This is a genomic window from Devosia sp. ZW T5_3 (assembly GCF_044987315.1).
Lineage (GTDB): Bacteria > Pseudomonadota > Alphaproteobacteria > Rhizobiales > Devosiaceae > Devosia.
Genome location: NZ_JBJDRE010000006.1, coordinates 120,170 through 138,052, shown reverse-complemented (window position 1 = coordinate 138,052; position 17,883 = coordinate 120,170). Strand labels below are relative to the sequence as shown.

At 63.2% G+C, this 17,883-nt stretch carries 19 protein-coding genes; 9 read left to right on the top strand and 10 right to left on the bottom strand.

The annotated features are described in order from the left end of the window. Positions 1-412: 412 nt before the first annotated feature. Both ACI3KW_RS09650 and ACI3KW_RS09645 read left to right on the top strand, forming a co-directional pair. Entirely contained in the window at positions 413-1,984 is a 1,572-nt protein-coding gene (locus ACI3KW_RS09650; protein WP_404847896.1) for a DEAD/DEAH box helicase, read from the top strand. Positions 1,985-2,051: 67 nt separating this feature from the next. Next, positions 2,052-2,942 carry a 2-dehydropantoate 2-reductase gene (locus ACI3KW_RS09645; RefSeq protein ID WP_404847895.1) on the top strand — a complete coding sequence of 297 codons (891 nt, stop codon included), beginning with the start codon at positions 2,052-2,054 and terminating at the stop codon, positions 2,940-2,942. 18 nt (positions 2,943-2,960) lie between these two features. Here the strand turns inward: ACI3KW_RS09645 and ACI3KW_RS09640 are convergent, their stop codons facing one another. From ACI3KW_RS09640 to ACI3KW_RS09605, 8 genes are all read right to left on the bottom strand, one after another. Beyond that, a complete protein-coding gene (locus ACI3KW_RS09640; RefSeq protein WP_404847894.1) occupies positions 2,961-4,373 on the bottom strand; it encodes a trehalose-6-phosphate synthase in 1,413 nt (470 codons plus the stop codon). 70 nt (positions 4,374-4,443) lie between these two features. Next, positions 4,444-5,220, bottom strand: coding sequence for a trehalose-phosphatase (gene otsB, locus ACI3KW_RS09635; RefSeq protein WP_404847893.1), 777 nt, complete (start codon positions 5,218-5,220; stop codon positions 4,444-4,446). 93 nt (positions 5,221-5,313) lie between these two features. Then, positions 5,314-5,943: a nucleoside deaminase gene (locus ACI3KW_RS09630; RefSeq protein ID WP_404847966.1), complete on the bottom strand. Its 630-nt coding sequence runs from the start codon at positions 5,941-5,943 to the stop codon at positions 5,314-5,316. Positions 5,944-5,947: 4 nt separating this feature from the next. Next, entirely contained in the window at positions 5,948-6,706 is a 759-nt protein-coding gene (locus tag ACI3KW_RS09625; protein ID WP_404847892.1) for an META domain-containing protein, read from the bottom strand. 74 nt (positions 6,707-6,780) lie between these two features. Then, positions 6,781-7,281, bottom strand: a complete 501-nt coding sequence (locus ACI3KW_RS09620) for an ureidoglycolate lyase (RefSeq protein ID WP_404847891.1) — start codon at positions 7,279-7,281, stop codon at positions 6,781-6,783. After that, positions 7,281-8,108: a bifunctional allantoicase/(S)-ureidoglycine aminohydrolase gene (locus tag ACI3KW_RS09615; protein ID WP_404847890.1), complete on the bottom strand. Its 828-nt coding sequence runs from the start codon at positions 8,106-8,108 to the stop codon at positions 7,281-7,283. The genes ACI3KW_RS09620 and ACI3KW_RS09615 overlap by 1 nt, the downstream gene beginning before the upstream one ends. 14 nt (positions 8,109-8,122) lie before the next feature. Then, complete coding sequence (locus tag ACI3KW_RS09610) at positions 8,123-8,806, bottom strand: glutathione S-transferase family protein (RefSeq protein ID WP_404847889.1); 684 nt, start codon at positions 8,804-8,806, stop codon at positions 8,123-8,125. A 49-nt stretch (positions 8,807-8,855) separates the two neighbouring features. After that, the gene (locus tag ACI3KW_RS09605; protein ID WP_113120856.1) at positions 8,856-9,185 is read right to left on the bottom strand and encodes a helix-turn-helix domain-containing protein; all 330 of its coding nucleotides are present in this window, start codon (positions 9,183-9,185) and stop codon (positions 8,856-8,858) included. Between the two features lie 52 nt (positions 9,186-9,237). On the opposite strand from ACI3KW_RS09605, the gene ACI3KW_RS09600 reads away from it, so the two are divergent. The 3 genes from ACI3KW_RS09600 to ACI3KW_RS09590 are packed head-to-tail and all read left to right on the top strand — an operon-like array spanning position 9,238 to position 10,242. Continuing rightward, on the top strand, positions 9,238-9,690 hold the full coding sequence (locus ACI3KW_RS09600) for an SRPBCC family protein (protein ID WP_262166266.1): 453 nt from the start codon (positions 9,238-9,240) through the stop codon (positions 9,688-9,690). Continuing rightward, a complete protein-coding gene (locus tag ACI3KW_RS09595; RefSeq protein ID WP_404847888.1) occupies positions 9,687-10,049 on the top strand; it encodes a VOC family protein in 363 nt (120 codons plus the stop codon). The genes ACI3KW_RS09600 and ACI3KW_RS09595 overlap by 4 nt, the downstream gene beginning before the upstream one ends. Positions 10,050-10,101: 52 nt before the next feature. Next, positions 10,102-10,242, top strand: coding sequence for a hypothetical protein (locus ACI3KW_RS09590; protein WP_404847887.1), 141 nt, complete (start codon positions 10,102-10,104; stop codon positions 10,240-10,242). Here ACI3KW_RS09590 and puuE read toward each other — a convergent pair. Both puuE and ACI3KW_RS09580 read right to left on the bottom strand, forming a co-directional pair. Continuing rightward, positions 10,222-11,637 (bottom strand): allantoinase PuuE, encoded by a 1,416-nt coding sequence (gene puuE / locus ACI3KW_RS09585; RefSeq protein ID WP_404847886.1) that lies wholly within the window; start codon positions 11,635-11,637, stop codon positions 10,222-10,224. The genes ACI3KW_RS09590 and puuE overlap by 21 nt on opposite strands. An 83-nt stretch (positions 11,638-11,720) precedes the next feature. Further along, complete coding sequence (locus ACI3KW_RS09580) at positions 11,721-12,704, bottom strand: LysR family transcriptional regulator (RefSeq protein ID WP_404847885.1); 984 nt, start codon at positions 12,702-12,704, stop codon at positions 11,721-11,723. Positions 12,705-12,812: 108 nt separating this feature from the next. Between ACI3KW_RS09580 and uraH the strand changes: the two genes are divergently transcribed. The 4 genes from uraH (at position 12,813) to xdhC (ending at position 17,882) form a co-directional block, all read left to right on the top strand. Further along, positions 12,813-13,169 (top strand): hydroxyisourate hydrolase, encoded by a 357-nt coding sequence (gene uraH, locus ACI3KW_RS09575; RefSeq protein WP_404847884.1) that lies wholly within the window; start codon positions 12,813-12,815, stop codon positions 13,167-13,169. Between the two features lie 3 nt (positions 13,170-13,172). Further along, positions 13,173-14,630, top strand: coding sequence for a xanthine dehydrogenase small subunit (xdhA, locus tag ACI3KW_RS09570; protein WP_404847883.1), 1,458 nt, complete (start codon positions 13,173-13,175; stop codon positions 14,628-14,630). Further along, a complete protein-coding gene (xdhB, locus tag ACI3KW_RS09565; protein ID WP_404847882.1) occupies positions 14,630-16,957 on the top strand; it encodes a xanthine dehydrogenase molybdopterin binding subunit in 2,328 nt (775 codons plus the stop codon). Before xdhA ends, xdhB begins: the two co-directional genes overlap by 1 nt. 64 nt (positions 16,958-17,021) lie before the next feature. Continuing rightward, positions 17,022-17,882: a xanthine dehydrogenase accessory protein XdhC gene (gene xdhC / locus ACI3KW_RS09560; RefSeq protein WP_404847881.1), complete on the top strand. Its 861-nt coding sequence runs from the start codon at positions 17,022-17,024 to the stop codon at positions 17,880-17,882. The last annotated feature ends 1 nt before the right edge of the window (position 17,883 follow it).

The following is a 17,883-nucleotide window of genomic DNA, read 5'->3' as shown; positions in this document are numbered from 1 at the left end:
GGATACCCCCTCCTAGCCTCCCCCTGATAGGGGGAGGGACCGCCTTGTGGTTGTGGTGCGATCTCACTCTGAGAGAGCCCCAATCCCGCACACGCAACCCCGCCATGCATCCGCAAAACACGAATTGCCTTGCTATTTCAGCTCGCTTCCCCCATTTAGGCAGCATCGTCGCAGCTGGACATTGCCAGCAAGCCTATCAGCGACGGACTTCTCTTCTTATCGATCCTAGCGGTGAGCGGCGAAGTCAGCCCGGAAAACAGTATGTCCGGGTTCGAGCCAGCACCCGCGCGATATCTCCCTTTTATCGCCCGATTGCGTTTGTTGACCCTCGCCACCGCAGGTGCGGCTGGCGACATGCGCGCTGCATTGTTCTGCGCGCCGCCATGCGCTTGATGCGCAGAAAGACTAAACATTGACTGATTTTACTTCTCTCGGCCTGCCCGCCGTTCTGACCGACAGCCTCACCGCTGGCGGTTTCACCGTGCCCACCAAGATCCAGGCCCAGGCCATTCCCAAGCTGCTCGAAGGCAAGGACCTGATGGGTATTGCCCAGACCGGTTCGGGCAAGACTGCTGCTTTCGGCCTGCCGATCCTGGCGGGTCTGCTGACGCTGACCGGCAAAGCCCGGCCGATGACCACCCGCGCGCTGATCCTGGCGCCGACGCGTGAACTGGCCGTGCAGATCGACGAAAATATCCGCAAATTTGCTGGCTCCAAGATGGCGCTGTCCACCGTGCTCGTGCTGGGCGGCGTGTCGCGCTATCACCAGGTGCAGAAGATTGCCAAGGGCGTCGACGTCGTCGTTGCCACCCCGGGCCGTCTCAAGGACCTGATGGATGACGGCAAGATCAAGCTGAACGAAACCCGTTGGCTGGTGCTCGACGAGGCCGACCGCATGCTCGACATGGGCTTCATCGCCCCGGTCAAGCACATTGCCAAGGCTATCGGCCAGCGCCGCCAGACCATGCTGTTCTCCGCCACCATGGCGCCCGAGATCGCGGATCTGGCCAAGGGCCTGCTGAACGATCCGGTGCGGGTTGACGCTTCGGTTGCCGGCTCCACCGTGGTCAAGATCGACCAGCGCGTGATCCTTTCCGGCGCCAAGGCCAAGCGCGGCGTGCTCAACGAGCTGCTCGCCAGCGAAACCGAAAATATGGAACGCGTGATCATCTTTTCGCGCACCAAGCATGGCGCCGACCGCGTCGCCAAGAATCTCGATCTCGATGGCCACAAGGCCGCAGCGATCCATGGCAACAAGAGCCAGAATGCGCGCCAGAATGCGCTCAAGGGCTTTGCTTCCGGCGACGTGCGCATCCTGGTGGCGACCGATATCGCCGCCCGCGGCATCGACGTGCCCGGCATCACCCATGTGGTGAATTACGAGCTGCCGGATGACCCGGAAAATTATGTGCACCGTATTGGCCGCACCGGCCGTAACGGGGCTTCGGGCATTGCCATTACCCTGTGCGATGGCACCGAGCGCGGCAAGCTGCGCGATGTGGAACGCCTGATCCGCCGCACGCTGCCGGTGTCGGGCGACCTGCATCTGGGCAATGATACCGGCGTCAATGAAGCACCGCGTTCAGCTTACAAGAAGCCCTCCGGTGGCCGTCCGGGTCCGCGTTCGGCCAAGAACCCGCGCCAGCAGGTGGATCGCCGTTCGCCCGCCGAGCGTCGTCCCTTTGCGGAATTCGGCAGTGAGGGCAAGAGCCAGCCGCATCACCAGCCGTCGGAAACGCCGCGTGCCCGTCCGGCTGAAGCTGGTCGGACCCGTCCGGTGGAAGCTGCCCGCACCCGTCCGGCCGAGGCGCCCCGCGCTGCCCGGCCTGAGGGCCAGGTCAATCGCGTGCGCCGCGATCTTGAAACCGGCAAGCCGATCGGCGCCAAGCCCGACGCCAAGAAGCAGCGCTGGGGCAAGGCCCAGAAGGATGCAGCCCGCACCAATGGCCGCTCCAATGTGGATCGCCAGCGCGGCCGCGCATAAAGCGGCACGGAATCGGATATGAAGAGGGCGGCCCCAGTGGCCGCCCTTTTTGCTTTTGGAGGCTGCCATGACGACAATCGCCATTATTGGACCGGGCGCGATCGGGGGGACGCTGGCCGCATGGCTGGCGCAGGATGCGGCGCTCTCGGTGAGTGTCTGCGCGCGGACGCCGTTTGATGAATTGCGGGTCGAGACGCCAGAAGGGGTGATCACGGCCCAGCCCGAGATTTTCACCGATCCCGCCGAGGCCAGGGTGGTGGACTGGGTTCTGGTCTGCACCAAGACCTATGATGCCGATGCCACCAAGCCCTGGCTGGAACGGTTGGTGGGGCCGCAGACGCGGGTGGCAATCGTGCAGAATGGCGTCGAGCATGTGCAGCTGTTTGCCCATCTGGTGCCCGCTCAGAATATTGTGCCGGTTATGATCAACCTGCCGGCGGTGCGCAATGCGCCGGGGCAGATCGTGCAGCACCGGCATGGCATTATCGCGGTGCCGGCCGGGCCGAATGGCGAAGATTTCGCGGCGCTGTTTGCCAAGACCGAGATCGAAGCGGCGGCGCATGAGGATTTTACATCGCAGCTGTGGATCAAGCTGACCGGCAATAGCCACACCATCGTGCCGACGCTGACCCTGCGGGCGACGGGGCCGGTGTGGAACGCGGCGCTGGAAGGCATTGTGCGGGGCGTGGTGGAAGAATGTGCGGCGGTGGGGCGGGCCGAGGGTGCGACGATCCCCCAATCGGTCATCGACAATGCGGTTGAGGCAGCAAAGGCCATGCGGGAGGGCGCCGTGGCCGGCTCCTTCCACGCCGACCGGCTGGCTGGTCACCAGCTCGAGGTGGACGCCCGCAATGGGGTGATCGTGCGGCTGGGCCGCAAGCACGGGATTCCGACGCCGATGAATGGGGTGCTGGTGACGCTGCTGGAGGCTTCGGGGAGCCCCTGGATTTCGGGGTAGGGCTGGGGTCTCTTTCGATCACGCTACCGATGCAAGATAGAGAATATCCCTGGTGCCGCTGCCGGCGGTAGTGGCCGGCGCCAGACGATCGAGGAAGCGGGCGGCCCAGGCTTCGACATTGTGCTCGCGGGCGGCTGCCATGAGCGAGGTCCAGCGGGCGATGCGTTCGTCGAGCGGCATGTCCAGCGCGATGCGCAGGGCTTCGGCCGTTTCGTCGGTGTCGAAAGGATTGACCTCGATGGCGCCATCGAAAATCTCGGCGGCGCCGGCGAAGCGCGAGAGCACCAGTACGCCTGGATCGGCGGGGTTTTGCGAGCCGACATATTCGTGGGCCACCAGGTTCATGCCGTCGCGCAGCGGGGTGACCAGGGCCACCTTGGCGAGGCGATAGAGCCCGGCAAGGCTGGGTTGGCCATAGGCGCGTTTGACATAGGTCAGGGGTTGCCAGTCGGGTTCGGCAAAGCGGCCCATGACGCGGCCGCACATGGCGTCGAGGGCGTCGCTGGTTTCCTGATATTCCTTGATGGTGTCGCGCGAGGGCGGCGCCACCTGCAGCATATGCACGTGGCGGCGGAAGCGGGCATTGTTGGCGAGCAGCTTTTCATAGGCTTCGACGCGTTGCGGTAGGCCCTTGGAATAATCGAGCCGGTCGACGCCCAGGATCAGCTTTTGCTCGCGCAGCACGCGCTCCATGCGCTTGACCATCTTGGTCGCGGCGGGGCTGACCGAGAGCTTGGCAAAGGCGTCGGGATCCGAGCCGATGGGGAAGGAATCTACCTCCGTGCGGCTGAAGTCCACCGTTTTGAGCGGATTGCCCGAGAGCGAGGAGGGCGATTGGTGATCGGCGAATTCGGTGAAGGCGGCGACGTCGCGCTTGGCCTGCATGCCCACGAGGTCGTAGCGCGACAGGTCGCGCATCAGGTCATTGTGGTGGGGGATGGCGTAGAGCGCGTCGGAGGTGGGGAAGGGGATGTGGAGGTAAAATCCGATGCGGTTGCGGGCGCCCAGATTGCGCAATTCGCTGGCCAGCGGGATCAGGTGATAATCATGCACCCAGATCACGTCATCGGGCTTGAGCAGGGGCAGCAGGGCGCGGGCGAATTGCACATTGACGCGGCGATAGCCCTCATACCAATGGGCCTCGATGGTGGCGAGATCGAGCCGCAGGTGGAAGCTGGGCCACAGGATCGAGTTGGAAAAACCGGCATAATAATCGTGGTGATCGTCGCGCGTCAGATCGATCTGGGCGACGGAGAGGCCATCGATATCCTCGAAGCGCGCCTCGCGCTCGGGCTGCTCGACCAGGCGCCCCGACCAGCCGAACCAGAAGCCTTCGCGTTCGCTGAGGGTCTTGCGCAAGGCAACAGCCAAGCCGCCCGCGGCGGGGCCTTTTCCCGGCGTGCGATTGGAAACGACGATCAAACGGCTCATATGTTTTTGCCCCTATTTTAGTCCAGACGCCGAACTGCAGCTCCGCAAAGGGGGATGCAGTTCAGGCGCTTTAATGCGTTCGTTCATATTCCCGGTCGCGGGCGACGATGTCGCCCAGGCCCTGCAGCAGGGCGTGGACTGAGGCGACATTGGCGATGCGCATGCGGGCTGAGGTTTCGCCTTCGCCCAGCTTGATGCCGACGCCACCCAATTCCTGGGCGGCGATGAAGCCATCTTCGTCGGTGGTGTCATCGCCGATGAAAATCGGCAGGCGGCCGAGGAACGGTTCTTCCTGCATGAAGGCGCGGAGGGCCGTGCCCTTGCTCATGCTGCGAGGGCGGGCCTCTATGACCATCTTGCCGGCGACCAGAGTGAAATCGGGAATGCCGTTGACGGCTTCTTCCATGGCGTGGCGGCAGACGTCTTCGAGCTCGGGCGCCTGGCGATAATGCAGGGCAACGGCGCCTTCCTTGGCTTCGAGCACCAGATCGGGGTGCGTTTGGATCAACGGCTCAATGGCATGGGCGATTTCCTCGGCGGCGAGGACAGCGGCGGGATCGACGGTTTCAACAAACCCGTCGGCGCGGCGGCGCTGGGTGCCGTGGGCGCCGGCGACAGGCAGCGTGAGCGGGGCCAGATATTTGTCGATATCCTCGATCTCGCGGCCGGTGAGGACGGCAAAGGCGCTGTCGAGTTCGCGCGCGGTGCGCTCAAGCTGATGGGCCAGCGATACGGGAACATCGATGCCGTCCGGCGTTTCGGCCAGCTCGACCAATGTGCCGTCGAAGTCGGTGAAGATGGCCAGACGCGGGATGGCGTGCGGCTCTACCTGGTCGATCTGGGACATGACGTGCCTCGGAAGGGAACAATTCTGAAGCATCAACGCATGGTGCGGCGATTGGTTCGGCATGGCTGGTATGTGGGGAGTGTTGTTCCTCCCTCAGGCCAGTGGAATGCCTTTGTTGCCCTTGTCCTTCTGGTATGCCGCGGAGAGGTCGGCATAGAGGGCGTTTACGTCATCAAAGCGGGCCAGCAGGGTTTCACGGTGGCCACGGTCGAGACCGGCGATCATGCGGGCGATGTTGTGGCTGGTCCAATATTGGTTGGTGGCGTTGTAGAGCGGGCGGTCGGGGGAGACGGTGCCGGTTTCAGGGTCCGGCGTCGCATAGACCGCCTTGAGGATCTGGATGTCATAGGGGATGGCAAAGCTGTCGCGGCTGTCTTCGTGGCTGAACAGGAAATAGAAATTGTCGAAGCCGGACCAGGTGATGCCCGAGAGGCAGAGCGAGCAGGGCTCGTGGGTGGCAAGGAAGAGGCAATCCTTGGTGTCGGGGCGTTGGTCGGCGGGGAGTTCGAAGAAGCGCTTGATGGCGTGCATTTCGCCATGCCAGAGCGGGTTTTCGATCTCGTTATTGGTTTCGGCCACCACCACCGAGAGGTCGGATTTGCGCAGGATGGCCGCTCCGAACAGCTTGTTGCCGCGCGCTACGCCCGCTTGAGTGACAGGCGCAATATCCTGCTCGATGACGTCGAGCAGGCGATCAATGAGACCGGCAGAATCCATCTTCAGCTTTCTATTGGGCGGCGTGCAGCACGACCAGCGCGGTGCCGCCGGCGTCGTTGAGGTGGAGGATATTGCCCTTGATCTCGTAGCCTGCGGTCGCGGCAAGGGCGGCGAAGAGGGCGGCTTCCTGCGCCATGATGTCGGGAGCGCAGGCCATGCGGGTGCCGGCAACGGGGCCGAATTTGAGGCCATTATCGGCAAAGGCGGCTTCGCTGAAATAGCTGTTGCAGCTGCCATGGCCGCCGGCGCGGCCTTCGGGGGCGATGGAGAGGGTTGGCATGGCCGTGGCCAGCACGGGCGTGCCGCCGATGCTGTCGACGATCCATTCGGTTTCAAAAATGGTGGGCATGATATCGAGCGTGGCGACTGGATCGGCGGGGACGGGCAGGGGCTGCACGATAATGGTGACGGGGGCGATGGCTTGCAGGTTCACCGGCACGGGGGCAGCGTCGCGGAACACAACGGTGTTGCCGGAGAGGATTTCGGCGGAAAGGCCATAGTTCCCGCCGGCCGCGACCACATTGGAGCGCACGTCGAAGGCAAAGGAGAGCGGCACCTGGCCGGGGGCGGCGAGCAGGGCGGTGGCGCCGGCAATGGGCTTGGGTCCCTCGGCGGTGAGCGAGACCAGCGTCACGCGCAGCTGGGCATTTTCCGGCAGGGCGATGCGTTGGCGGTAGGTCACTTCGCCGGAAAAGGTCAGGTCCTCTGCCGCCATGGCGGAGCCAAATCCGGTGGTAAGCAGCAGCAGGGTCAGCACGATCTTGAGCATGGTGTCCTCCCTCTCAAGCTATCGGTCCCAAGGTAACGCCTTGGCAGCATTATGGATGCTCGCCCGCCTGGCTTTCAATCGGCGTTTTTGACGATGAATGGCGCGGGGTAAAGATATTCCTCCAGATTGTTGCCATCGCCGCCGCGATCGACCACGAGGAAATCGCTGTCGCGCTCCAGCGGCGTCAGTACGCCATGCCAGGTGTTCATCGCTATGTTGACGCCCTGGTCCGGCCCGGTGAGGAAGGCGCGGGGCGTACCCGGGATGCCGTCCATGTCAGGCGCGACAATGACGAGGAATGGTCGGTCGGAGAGGGGATAGAAGGCCTGACTGCCCAGGGGGTGCCGCTCGACCAGCTTCAGGTTGAGCGGAATGGCATAGGGCTGGCCGCGGAAGATCGAGATCAGCGGGCGGGGGTTGTCACCGGCCAATTGCACATTGGCCAGGTCGTGAAAGCGCTCGGTCATGCCGGCATTGATGGGGTAGTGATGGGCGCCGGCCGTCTGGATCACCTGGCCGAAGGGCGCGAAGGCTTCCGGGGTCAACGGCTCGATGAGGATGGCCGGGGCGCTCATCAGCGCAGGCTCAGCTGCATGTGGCGGTTGACGTCCTTATAGAGCAGATAGCGGAACCGGCCGGGGCCGCCGGCGTAGCAGGCCTGAGGGCAGAAGGCGCGCAGCCACATGAAATCGCCGGCCTCGACCTCGACCCAATCGCGATTGAGCCGATAGACCGCCTTGCCTTCGAGCACGTAAAGCCCGTGTTCCATGACGTGAGTTTCCTCGAACGGGATCGAGGCGCCGGGTTCGAGCGTGACGATATTGACATGCATGTCGTGGCGCAGGTCGGTGGGCTCGACAAAGCGGGTGGTGCCCCAGCGATCGTCGGTGCCGGGCATCCAGCGGATGGGGGTATCGCGTTCATTGGCGACAAAGGCGGTGGGCGCCTCGATGCCCTCGACGGCCTCGTAGCGCTTGCGCAACCAGTGGAAACGGGCGGGTGCGGCGCTGGTGTTAAACAGGGTCCAGACGCAGCCGGGGGGCAGGAAGGCATAGCCGCCTGCGGTCAGCAGGTGGGGCTGGCCGTCGATGGTGAGGCTGACTTCACCCTCGACCACGAAGAGTACGCCTTCTGCTCCCGCATCGGGCTCAGGCCTGTCGCTGCCGCCACCGGGCAGGACTTCCATGATGTATTGCGAAAAGGTCTCGGAAAAGCCCGAGAGCGGGCGGGCGATGACCCAGGCGCGGGTGTCCTGCCAATGCGGCAAATAGCTGGTGACGATGTCGCGCATCACCCCATGCGGGATGACCGCATAGGCCTCGGTGAAGACGGCGCGGCCGGTGTGGAGGGCGGTCTGGGCGGGCAGGCCAGCAGACGGGGTGGCATAGGTTGAATCGGCCATAATATTCCCAGCGTTCAGGCAGTCTGGCGATAATCGGCGACGATGCGGCCGGCGGCAAGGGCTTCCCGCTCATAGAGTGCCTTGCGCCAGGTTTCCTTGAGCGCTGCGGCATACCAATCCTGCATCGAGGGCAGGGCCAGCAGGCCCTGGGCATAGGCAGCGGCAGGGGCGCTGAGCTTAAGATCGTAGATCTGCACGCGGAAGGCGACGGCGCTGAAGAAGGCGTCAACGGCGGTGAATGTCTCTCCGGCAAGGAAGGGCCCGCCGAAGCGGGTGAGGCCGTCGTTCCATAGCGCGTCGATGCGGGCGATGTCATTGGCGAGGCCGTCAGGAATGGCCGAGAGCTCGACCCGGATGCCGACATTCATGCCGCAGATATTGCGCAGGTGGGGAAAGCCAGAATGCATTTCGGCGGCGGCCGAACGCGCAAAGGCGCGGGCGATTTTGTCGGCCGGCCAGACCTGTTCATGGCTTTCGGCCAGGTATTCGGCGATGGCGAGCGAGTCCCAGACCAAGGTGTCGCCATCGATGAGGCAGGGGAAACGGCCGCTGGGCGAAACGTCGCCAAAAGCCAGGGTCGGACCATCGTTGAAGGGTCGCAGCTGTTCGTCGAAAGGGATGCCGAGTTCGCGCATCAGCACCCAGGGACGCAGCGACCAGGACGAATAATTCTTGTTGGCGATGTAGAGCTTGAACATGGGACCCTCCAATGGCCGTGGCGTAGCGTCTCGGCAGAGTCGAAGCAAGTCAGGCCGGCGTCTCCACCTGCCGTTTGAGCTTGCTCAGCATGGCGGCGGCATAGGTGGCGTAGGGGCCGATCCAGCGCTCGTGCAGGGCGTGGATGGGCAGGGCGTCGAGATGGTTCCAGCGCTCGCGGCCGCGCCGTTCGACCACGATCAGCCCAGCGTCTTCCAGCACCTTGAGATGCTGCATCACGGTGCAGCGGTCGAGCTCGGGTAGCAGATCGCAGAGCATGCCGGTGGTGCGGGGTTCATCCTTGAGTAGATCGAGGATGTGCCGACGGGCGCGGTGGCTCAGGGCCTTGAAGATGCTGTCGTTTTCGTCTTCAGTTGACATGTTATATTTTTATAACATATCGTGGGTGCAGTCAAGCATGAGGAGAGACGAAATGGCTTATGATTTCAGGGTCAGTGGGCGCATCGCCAAGCCGGTGCATGAGGTGTTCGAGGCCGTGGCGGACCCCAAGCAGCTATCGGGCTATTTCACCACGGGCGGCGCCAAAGGGCGGCTGGAGACTGGCGCGACGGTGAGCTGGGACTTTGCCGATTTCCCCGGGGCCTTTCCGGTGAAGGTCGAGCGGGTCGAGAAAGACAAGGAAATCGTGCTGCATTGGCAGGCGGCCGATGATGGCGGGCCGGCTTATGACACGACGGTCACCATGAGCTTTTCGGGGCTCGATGACGGCCGGACACTGGTGACGATCGCGGAGAAGGGCTGGCGCGACGGCGATGCCGGGCTCAAGGCGGCCCTGGGCAATTGCGAGGGTTGGACCGGCATGCTGTGCGCGCTCAAGGCCTATATCGAGCACGGCATCAATCTGCGCGAGGGATTTTATAAGTGAGCGCGGAGATCGGCGGCGGCATCAATATTGCCATGAAGGTGCCCACCCATTGCTACGAGGCCACATTGGCGTTCTACCGGGATACGCTCAAGCTGCAGCGCGTTCCGGAGAAGCCGGATGTGGTCGGCTTCATCTATGGACCGAACCGGCTATGGATCGACCAGGTGCCGCAATTGTCGCAAGCCGAGGTGTGGCTCGAGCTGTTTACGCCGGATTTTCCCGCCGCGGCAAACGCATTGGAGGGGGCGGGTGTGGTTCGCAATGATGGCATCGAACCGCTGGGCGAGGGTTTCGCGGGCGGGTGGTTCTTTAATCCGGCTGGTATCGTGCATCTGGTGCGCACGCCGGACGCCTGGTAACGCGGCGTTAGGCTTACCAAATCATCAACTATTGGCGCGCATGATGGTGCTCATGAGTGAACATGAGCACCATAGCGGGCGGCAAACGGCGGACTGGCTGCGGCACAATGTGCCCTGGCTCGGGCTGTTGGCCTTGCTGGCCACCCTGTTGCGGGAAGCCGACCTGCCGGATTTACGGCAGGATCGCCTTTAGCCGCAGCAGCGCAATGCGTTCGACCTGCGCGCAGGCCGCTTTGAACTCTTCGGCGGCGCTGTTGGTGATGCGTGCCTCGAAGGCGGCCAGGATCGAGGCCTTGGTATTGTCCTTGACCGCGATGATGAACGGGAAGCCGAATTTTTCTACATAGGACGTGTTGAGCGCGGTGAATTTCTCACGCTCGGCATCGGTCAGGGCATCGAGCCCGGCTGAGGCCTGTTCTTCGGTCGAGGCTGCGGTCAGCCGCTTGGCGGCGGCCAGTTTGCCGGCCAGGTCGGGGTGGGCACGTAGCACGGCCAGGCGTTCTTCGTCAGTGGCTAGGCGGAACTGGGTGCGCAGCGCGAATTGCAGGCCGATGGCGGTGTCATTGACCGGGGCCAGTTCGCCCTCCCAGGCGCGTTCGGCAATCCAGGGGGAGTGCTCGAAGATGGAGCCGAATTTTTCGACGAACTCGGCTTTGGGCAGCTGGGACGGGATGAATTCGGGCGCCTGGTAAGGATGCTCTTTGGCCCAGTGCTGGGCGATCTCGAGGCGGGTGGGGACCCAGACTTTGTCGAAGCTTTTGATGTAGTCGACGAACTTTTTGAGCCCTTGGAAGCGGCCGGGCTGGCCGACCAGGCGGCAATGCAGGCCGATCGACATCATTTTGGGCGAGCCGGCCTGGCCCTCGGCATAGAGGCAGTCGAAACTGTCCTTGAGGAACTGGAAATATTCCTCGCCATTGTCAAAGCCTGAGGCGGTGACGAAGCGCATGTCATTGGCCGAAAGCGTATAGGGAATGATCAGTTGCGGATTGCCCTGATGCACGCGCCAATAGGGCAGGTCGTCGTCATAGGTGTCCGAGATATAGGCAAAGCCACCGGCCTCTGAGACCAGATCGACCGTGTTGAGTGAGCAGCGGCCGGTGTACCAGCCCAGGGGGCGCTCGCCCGTCGCGATGGTGTGGAGGCGGATTGCCTCGGCGATCTGCTGGCGCTCGACTTCGGGCGTCATGTCCTTGTGTTCGACCCATTTATAGCCGTGGCTGGCGATTTCCCAGCCGGCGTCCTGCATGGCGGCAAGCTGGGTGGGCGCGCGCATCAAGGCGGTGGCGACGCCATAGATGGTGACGGGCAGGGCGGCTTCGGTAAACAGGCGATGCAGCCGCCAGAAGCCGGCCCGCGCGCCATATTCATACATGGATTCAACGTTCCAATGGCGCTTGTCGGGCCAGGGCGCAGCGCCCACCACGTCGACGAGGAACGCCTCGGACGCGGCGTCGCCATGCAGGATATTGTTTTCCCCACCCTCTTCGTAATTGAGCACGAATTGCACCGCCACATGCGCGCCGCCGGGCCAATTGGCATTGGGCGGAGTGGGGCCGTGGCCGTGCATGTCGCGGGGGTAACGCATTGGACTGTCTCGTGGAAAGGTCGGAGGGAGGCGGTAAGGTAAGCAGATGTGGACGCGGGGCGCTAGATGCCCTGGCGCAGGGCTCACACCGCCCCCGGCAGCGACACGCCTTCGAAATAGCCTTTGGCATGGTCGAAAAATATCGCGGGGGCCAGGTGCAATGCGCTGCCGCCGCGGACCAAGATGCCGAAGCGGTTGGTGGGCAGGCCGCTGTCTTCGAGCGGGCGGAAGACCAGGGTGCCGCGCTCGATTTCGTTCTGGGCGCCGATGGGGGTCATGATCGAGGCGTAGTGGCCGCCCAGAGCCAGCTCGACCATGAGGCGGATAGAATCGACTTCGACCAGCGGGGGCAGGATGGTGGCGGAGCCGCGCAGGAAGGGCTCGATGACTTCGCGGATGGAGATTTCGGGCTTGGCCACGGCCAGGGGATGCTCGATGCATTGGCGGAAGGTGAGGTGTTTGCTGGCGGCCAGCGGGTGGTCCGGCGCCATCACCGCGCCGATCCGCACGTCGCGGCGGAAGGCAACGTCGATCTGGCGGGGCGGCTTGGCGATAAAGCCCAGCCCGATATCGACGCGCTCGTCCAAGAGCCGCTCGATGACGCCCGAGGAGGAGGTGAGCGAGACATCGAGGTTCAGCCGGGGATAGCGCCGGCCGAAATCGGTGATGAGGCGGGGCAGGAAGGATAGGCCAATGCTTTCCGCCGCCGCGATGCGCACCGAGCCGGATTTGATGCCGCGCAGCATCTCGATTTCGGACACTGCCGCCTCGATGGGCGCGGCCAGCCGGCGCGAGTGACGGAACAGGATTTCGCCCGCCGGGGACAACCGCAGGCGCCGTTTTTCGCGGATGAAGAGGGCAATTCCCAAGGCATCTTCGAGCTGAGCGACCTGCCGCGTGATGGCCGATGAGGCGATATCGAGGCGTCGCGCCGCCTCGCGGATCGACAAATGCGTCGCCACGGCGTTGAAATAGATCAGCGATGGCTGGTGGAATACCCGCGCCAAAAGGCCCGTGGAAAGGGCGTGTTCGCGGGGGCGGTCCGGTGGCTTTGGTTTGGAATCCATGATTTTACAATGCTGCCGATTTGGCAGCATAATGCTCCCAAATTGAGAGTATCAAGAACAATTCCACGCGCGCTATGGTTTGGGCGGGGACGACGCAAGGAGCAGCTTATGGCGGGTAATGCACGCCTGACGACGCACGTATTGGATACGATGCATGGCAAGCCGGCCAAGGGGATGCGGCTTGAGCTGCTCTATGTGCATGGCGACCATACGCATCACATTACCGATAGCTATACCAATGGGGATGGTCGGGTCGATCAGCCGCTGCTGGACGAGCAGCAGTTCCAGCATGGCGAATATGAAATCCATTTCCATGTCGGGCAATATTTCGAGCGCCTGGGCGTGGAGCTGGAGGCGCAATTCCTCGACGTCGTGCCGATCCGGTTCACGATTTCCGAGGACAAGCATTATCACGTGCCGCTGTTGGTCAGCCCCTTTGCCTATTCGACCTATCGGGGGAGCTAGGGCATGGCCGAGATCGCCAACGCCATCCGCTTCATCCTCAATGACGAGGAAATCGCGCTGACCGATGTGGCGGCCGATACGACGCTGCTCGATTTCCTGCGGCTGGAAAAGCGGCTGCGCGGTTCCAAGGAAGGTTGCGCCGAGGGCGATTGCGGGGCTTGCACCGTGTTGGTCGGGCGACTTGCTGGCGACGAGATGATCTATGACTCGGTCACCGCCTGCATCCGCTTTGTGGGGAGCCTGCACGGCACTCATGTGGTGACGGTGGAGCATTTGCGCGCCAAGGATGGCACGCTGCATCCCGTGCAACAGGCCATGGTCGATCAGCATGGTAGCCAATGCGGGTTTTGTACGCCGGGCTTTGTGATGAGCCTTTATGGGCTGTGGATGCGCGATCCCCATCCGAGCCAGCCGGCGATTGAAAAGGCATTGCAGGGCAATCTCTGCCGCTGCACCGGCTATGCGCCGATCATTCGCGCGGCCAAGGCGATTTCCTCCTATGGCGCGCCGGAGGCCGATCCGCTGCGGGCCGAGCGCATTGCGCTCAAGGGCAAGATCAAGGCGATCCATGATGGGCGCCGGGTCGAGATTGCCGACCAGATTATTGTGCCGGCGAGCCTTGATGATTTCGCTGCGGTTTATGAGGCCAATCCGGGCGCGACCATTGTTGCCGGCTCGACCGATGTGGGGCTGTGGGTCACCAAATTCATGCGCCGCATCGGCCCGGTGATTTTCATCGGCCATTTGCAAGAGCTCAAGCGCATCGCGGAAAACGACAGCGAATTGCGGCTTTATGCCGGCGTCAGCTATTCGGAAGCCCTGCCGTCCATAGCGGCCAATTTCCCGCAATTGAGCGAATTGTGGGATCGCATTGCGGGCGAGCAGATCCGCAATATGGGGACGATCGGCGGCAATATCGCCAATGGCTCGCCGATTGGCGACACGCCGCCGCCGCTGATCGCGCTGGGCGCCAGGCTGCATCTACGGCGCGGCGAGCATCGTCGCGAGATCAAGCTTGAGGACTATTTCCTCGCCTATGGCAAGCAGGACCGTCAGCCGGGCGAGTTCGTCGAAAGCGTCACCATTCCCTATCTGCCGGCGGGCGAGCATTTCGCCACCTACAAGATTTCCAAGCGGCGCGAAGAGGATATCTCGGCGCTGTGCGGGGCGTTCCGCGTTTTCGTGAGTGATGCCGGCGTGGTCGGCATGGTTCGCATTGCCTTTGGTGGCATGGCGGCGACGCCCAAGCGTGCTAAGGCCGTGGAAGCGGCTTTGGTGGGCAAGCCGTGGACGCTGGAGACGGTGGAAGCGGCTATCGGGACTTTCGCTGAGGATTATCAGCCGATTTCCGACATGCGCGCCTCGGCCGAGTATCGCCTGCTGACGGCGCAAAACCTGCTGCTGCGGTTTTTCCATGAGACGAATGGGCATGGGCAGAGATTGCGGCGGGCGGTGGCGTGATGAACAAGCACCCGACCATTTCCCGCTCGACCCTGCACGAATCCACCCGCCATGATAGCGGGCCCAAGCATGTGTCCGGCTCGGCCGAATATATCGATGACATGATCGAGCCGGCCGGCACGATGCATGCTTATCTCGCGCTGTCGACCAAGCCGCATGCCGAGATTGTTGCCATCGACTATGCGGCGGTCAAAGCCGCGCCCGGCGTGATTGGCGTGCTCACCGCCGAGGACATTCCCGGCGAGAATGACGTTTCGCCCAGCCACAAGCATGACGAGCCGATCTTTGCCGCGGGCAAGGTGCATTTCTGGGGCCAGCCGCTGTTTGCCGTGATCGCGGAAACCCGCGACCAGGCGCGGCGGGCGGCGCATCTCGCCAAGGTCGAGTATAAGGACCTGCCGTTCGCCCTTGATGTCCGCGCCGCACAGGCCGCGGGCGGGCAATTGGTGACTGAGCCGCTTAAGCTCGAGCGGGGCGACGTCGCGGCGGGCTTTGAAAAATCGCCGCGCCGGGTCAAGGGCAGCGTCACCATTGGCGGGCAGGATCACTTCTATCTTGAGGGCCAGATCGCCATGGCCGTGCCGGGCGAGGACGAGGACGTGACCGTCTTTTCCTCCACCCAGCATCCCAGCGAAGTGCAACTGATGGTGGCGCATGTGCTCAATATTCAGCAGCATGCGGTGACGGTGAATGTGCGTCGCATGGGCGGCGGCTTTGGTGGCAAGGAAACCCAGGGCAATCTGTTTGCGGCCGTCGCGGCCGTTGCAGCCAAGAAATGGAACCGCGCCTGCAAAATCCGGCCCGACCGCGACGGCGACATGACCGCCACCGGCAAGCGGCACGATTTCGTGGTCGATTACGATGTCGGCTATGACGAGACGGGCAAGATCCGGGCGGTCAACGCGGTTTATGGCGCGCGCGCCGGCTTTTCCTCGGACCTTTCCGGCCCCGTCACCGACCGGGCTTTGTTCCATGCCGACAATGCCTATTGGTATCCGGCGGTGCGGGTGCGGTCCGAGCCGCTTTATACCAATACCGTTTCCAACACGGCTTTTCGCGGCTTTGGTGGTCCACAGGGCATGATGGCGGCTGAGCGCTGGATCGAGGATATTGCCTATGATCTGGGCTGCGACCCGCTCGATATCCGCAAGGCCAATTTCTATGGCACCGACAGCGAGAATGTGACGCCGTATCACCAGGTGGTGGAGGACAATATCGTCCATCGCGTGGTGGACGAATTGGAGCAATCCTCGGACTATCAGGCCCGGCGCAAAGCGATCCTTGAGTACAATGCGGGCAGCGCTATCCTTAAAAAGGGTATTGCGCTGACGCCGGTCAAATTCGGCATTTCCTTCACGGCCACCTGGTATAATCAGGCTGGCGCGCTGGTGCATGTCTACAAGGATGGCTCGATCCATCTCAGCCATGGCGGCACCGAAATGGGGCAGGGGCTCTATATCAAGGTGGCGCAGGTTTTGGCCGATGCCTTCTGCGTCGGGCTCGATGCCATCAAGATCATGGCGACCTCGACTGGCAAGGTGCCGAACACCTCGGCCACCGCCGCTTCGTCGGGCTCCGATCTCAATGGCATGGCAGCCTGGGACGCAGCGCGGCAGATCAAGGCGCGGCTCGTCACCCATGCGGCCAAGCTCTATCAATGCGATGAAGCGGCGGTGGAGTTTGTGCCCGGCGGCATTCAGGCGGGCGAGCAATTCGTGGAATTCGCCGAGCTGATTGCCTCGGCCTATCTCAATCGCGTGCAGCTTTCCGCTGCCGGTTTCTACCAGACGCCGAAAATCCACTGGGACCGGGCGACGGGGCGCGGGCATCCGTTCTATTATTTCGCCTATGGCGCTTCGGTCAGCGAGGTCACGATCGATACGCTGACGGGCGAATATGTCGTGGACCGGGTGGATATTCTCCACGATGTCGGTCGCTCGCTCAATCCGGCTATCGATATCGGGCAGGTCGAGGGTGGGTTCGTGCAGGGCATGGGGTGGCTGACCACTGAAGAGCTAGTGTGGGACGACAAGGGCCAGTTGCGCACCAAGGCGCCGTCTACCTACAAGATTCCGGTGGCGAGCGATGTGCCGCCGATTTTCAATGTGCGGCTGGCCGAATGGTCGGTCAACAAGGAGCCGACCATTGGCCGCTCCAAGGCCGTGGGCGAGCCGCCGTTCATGCTGGCGATGAGTGTGGTTGAGGCGCTGTCCATGGCGGTGGCGAGCGTGGCGGACTATAAAATCGCGCCACGGCTGGATACGCCGGTAACGCCCGAACGAGTGCTGATGGGGTGCGAACGGCTGAAGCGGGAGGCGCGGGGGTGACGGCTTTGTGCCAAGACCGCCGACCCCCACTTCCAACCTCTTCCCGCAGGGGGGAGGCCACCCTATGACCCGCTCCGCCGAACTCGCCGATTTTCTCGCCGCGCACCGCACCATCATCGCCTCTGAACTCACCTCCGTGCGGGGCTCGTCGCCGCGTGAGCAGGGGACGTTCATGCTGGTCAGCATGGGCTCGATTTTCGGCACGATTGGCGGTGGGGCGCTCGAATACATGGTCATCGACCATGCTCGCCGCCTGATCGCCGAGGGGCGGGCCGAAGAGGCTATGGATGTGCCGCTGGGTCCGGAAATCGGGCAGTGTTGCGGTGGCCGGGTCGGGGTCAGCCTGCGCCATGCCGATGCGGTTGTGCGGGCCAATCTGGTCGAACGCATTGCCGCCGAAGAGGCCAGGGAACCGCAGATCTATATTTTTGGCGCCGGGCATGTGGGCCGAGCGCTGGCGCAGATTCTGGCGCTGCTGCCGGTGCGGTCCGAAGTGATCGATACGCGGCAGGAGGAATTGAGCACTTTGCCGCCGGGCGTGGCGTGGCGGCGCGTGGCCATGCCCGAGGCTGTGGTGCGGTCGGCGCCGCAGGGGAGCAGCTATGTCGTGCTCACTCATGATCATGCGCTGGATTTCCTGATCGTGGCGGAAGCGCTGAAGCGCAGCGACAGTCCCTATGTCGGTATGGTGGGGTCGCAGACCAAGCGCGCCAAATTCTCCAGCTGGTTTGCTGCCGAAGGGGGCGATCCGGCATTGCTCGCGCGGCTGATTTCTCCTATTGGCCGCCAAGGGCTTGGGGATAAAAGGCCTTCGGTCATTGCAGCACTGGCGGCGGCAGAAATTATGGTCCACATTGGGCAGTGGGAAGCTGAAACTGCGCGGGCACGCGCCCCCACAAAACTGGGGGCGGTGATTGGACGCTAGT

What these genes read in the sequence shown, in the direction of transcription:
- ACI3KW_RS09645 (WP_404847895.1), top strand. Translation starts at nt 2,052, where the DNA reads ATGACGACAATCGCCATTATTGGACCGGGCGCGATCGGGGGGACGCTG.
- ACI3KW_RS09640 (WP_404847894.1), bottom strand. Translation starts at nt 4,373, where the DNA reads ATGAGCCGTTTGATCGTCGTTTCCAATCGCACGCCGGGAAAAGGCCCC.
- otsB (WP_404847893.1), bottom strand. Translation starts at nt 5,220, where the DNA reads ATGTCCCAGATCGACCAGGTAGAGCCGCACGCCATCCCGCGTCTGGCC.
- ACI3KW_RS09625 (WP_404847892.1), bottom strand. Translation starts at nt 6,706, where the DNA reads ATGCTCAAGATCGTGCTGACCCTGCTGCTGCTTACCACCGGATTTGGC.
- ACI3KW_RS09620 (WP_404847891.1), bottom strand. Translation starts at nt 7,281, where the DNA reads ATGAGCGCCCCGGCCATCCTCATCGAGCCGTTGACCCCGGAAGCCTTC.
- ACI3KW_RS09615 (WP_404847890.1), bottom strand. Translation starts at nt 8,108, where the DNA reads ATGGCCGATTCAACCTATGCCACCCCGTCTGCTGGCCTGCCCGCCCAG.
- ACI3KW_RS09610 (WP_404847889.1), bottom strand. Translation starts at nt 8,806, where the DNA reads ATGTTCAAGCTCTACATCGCCAACAAGAATTATTCGTCCTGGTCGCTG.
- ACI3KW_RS09605 (WP_113120856.1), bottom strand. Translation starts at nt 9,185, where the DNA reads ATGTCAACTGAAGACGAAAACGACAGCATCTTCAAGGCCCTGAGCCAC.
- ACI3KW_RS09600 (WP_262166266.1), top strand. Translation starts at nt 9,238, where the DNA reads ATGGCTTATGATTTCAGGGTCAGTGGGCGCATCGCCAAGCCGGTGCAT.
- ACI3KW_RS09590 (WP_404847887.1), top strand. Translation starts at nt 10,102, where the DNA reads ATGAGTGAACATGAGCACCATAGCGGGCGGCAAACGGCGGACTGGCTG.
- puuE (WP_404847886.1), bottom strand. Translation starts at nt 11,637, where the DNA reads ATGCGTTACCCCCGCGACATGCACGGCCACGGCCCCACTCCGCCCAAT.
- ACI3KW_RS09580 (WP_404847885.1), bottom strand. Translation starts at nt 12,704, where the DNA reads ATGGATTCCAAACCAAAGCCACCGGACCGCCCCCGCGAACACGCCCTT.
- uraH (WP_404847884.1), top strand. Translation starts at nt 12,813, where the DNA reads ATGGCGGGTAATGCACGCCTGACGACGCACGTATTGGATACGATGCAT.
- xdhA (WP_404847883.1), top strand. Translation starts at nt 13,173, where the DNA reads ATGGCCGAGATCGCCAACGCCATCCGCTTCATCCTCAATGACGAGGAA.
- xdhB (WP_404847882.1), top strand. Translation starts at nt 14,630, where the DNA reads ATGAACAAGCACCCGACCATTTCCCGCTCGACCCTGCACGAATCCACC.
- xdhC (WP_404847881.1), top strand. Translation starts at nt 17,022, where the DNA reads ATGACCCGCTCCGCCGAACTCGCCGATTTTCTCGCCGCGCACCGCACC.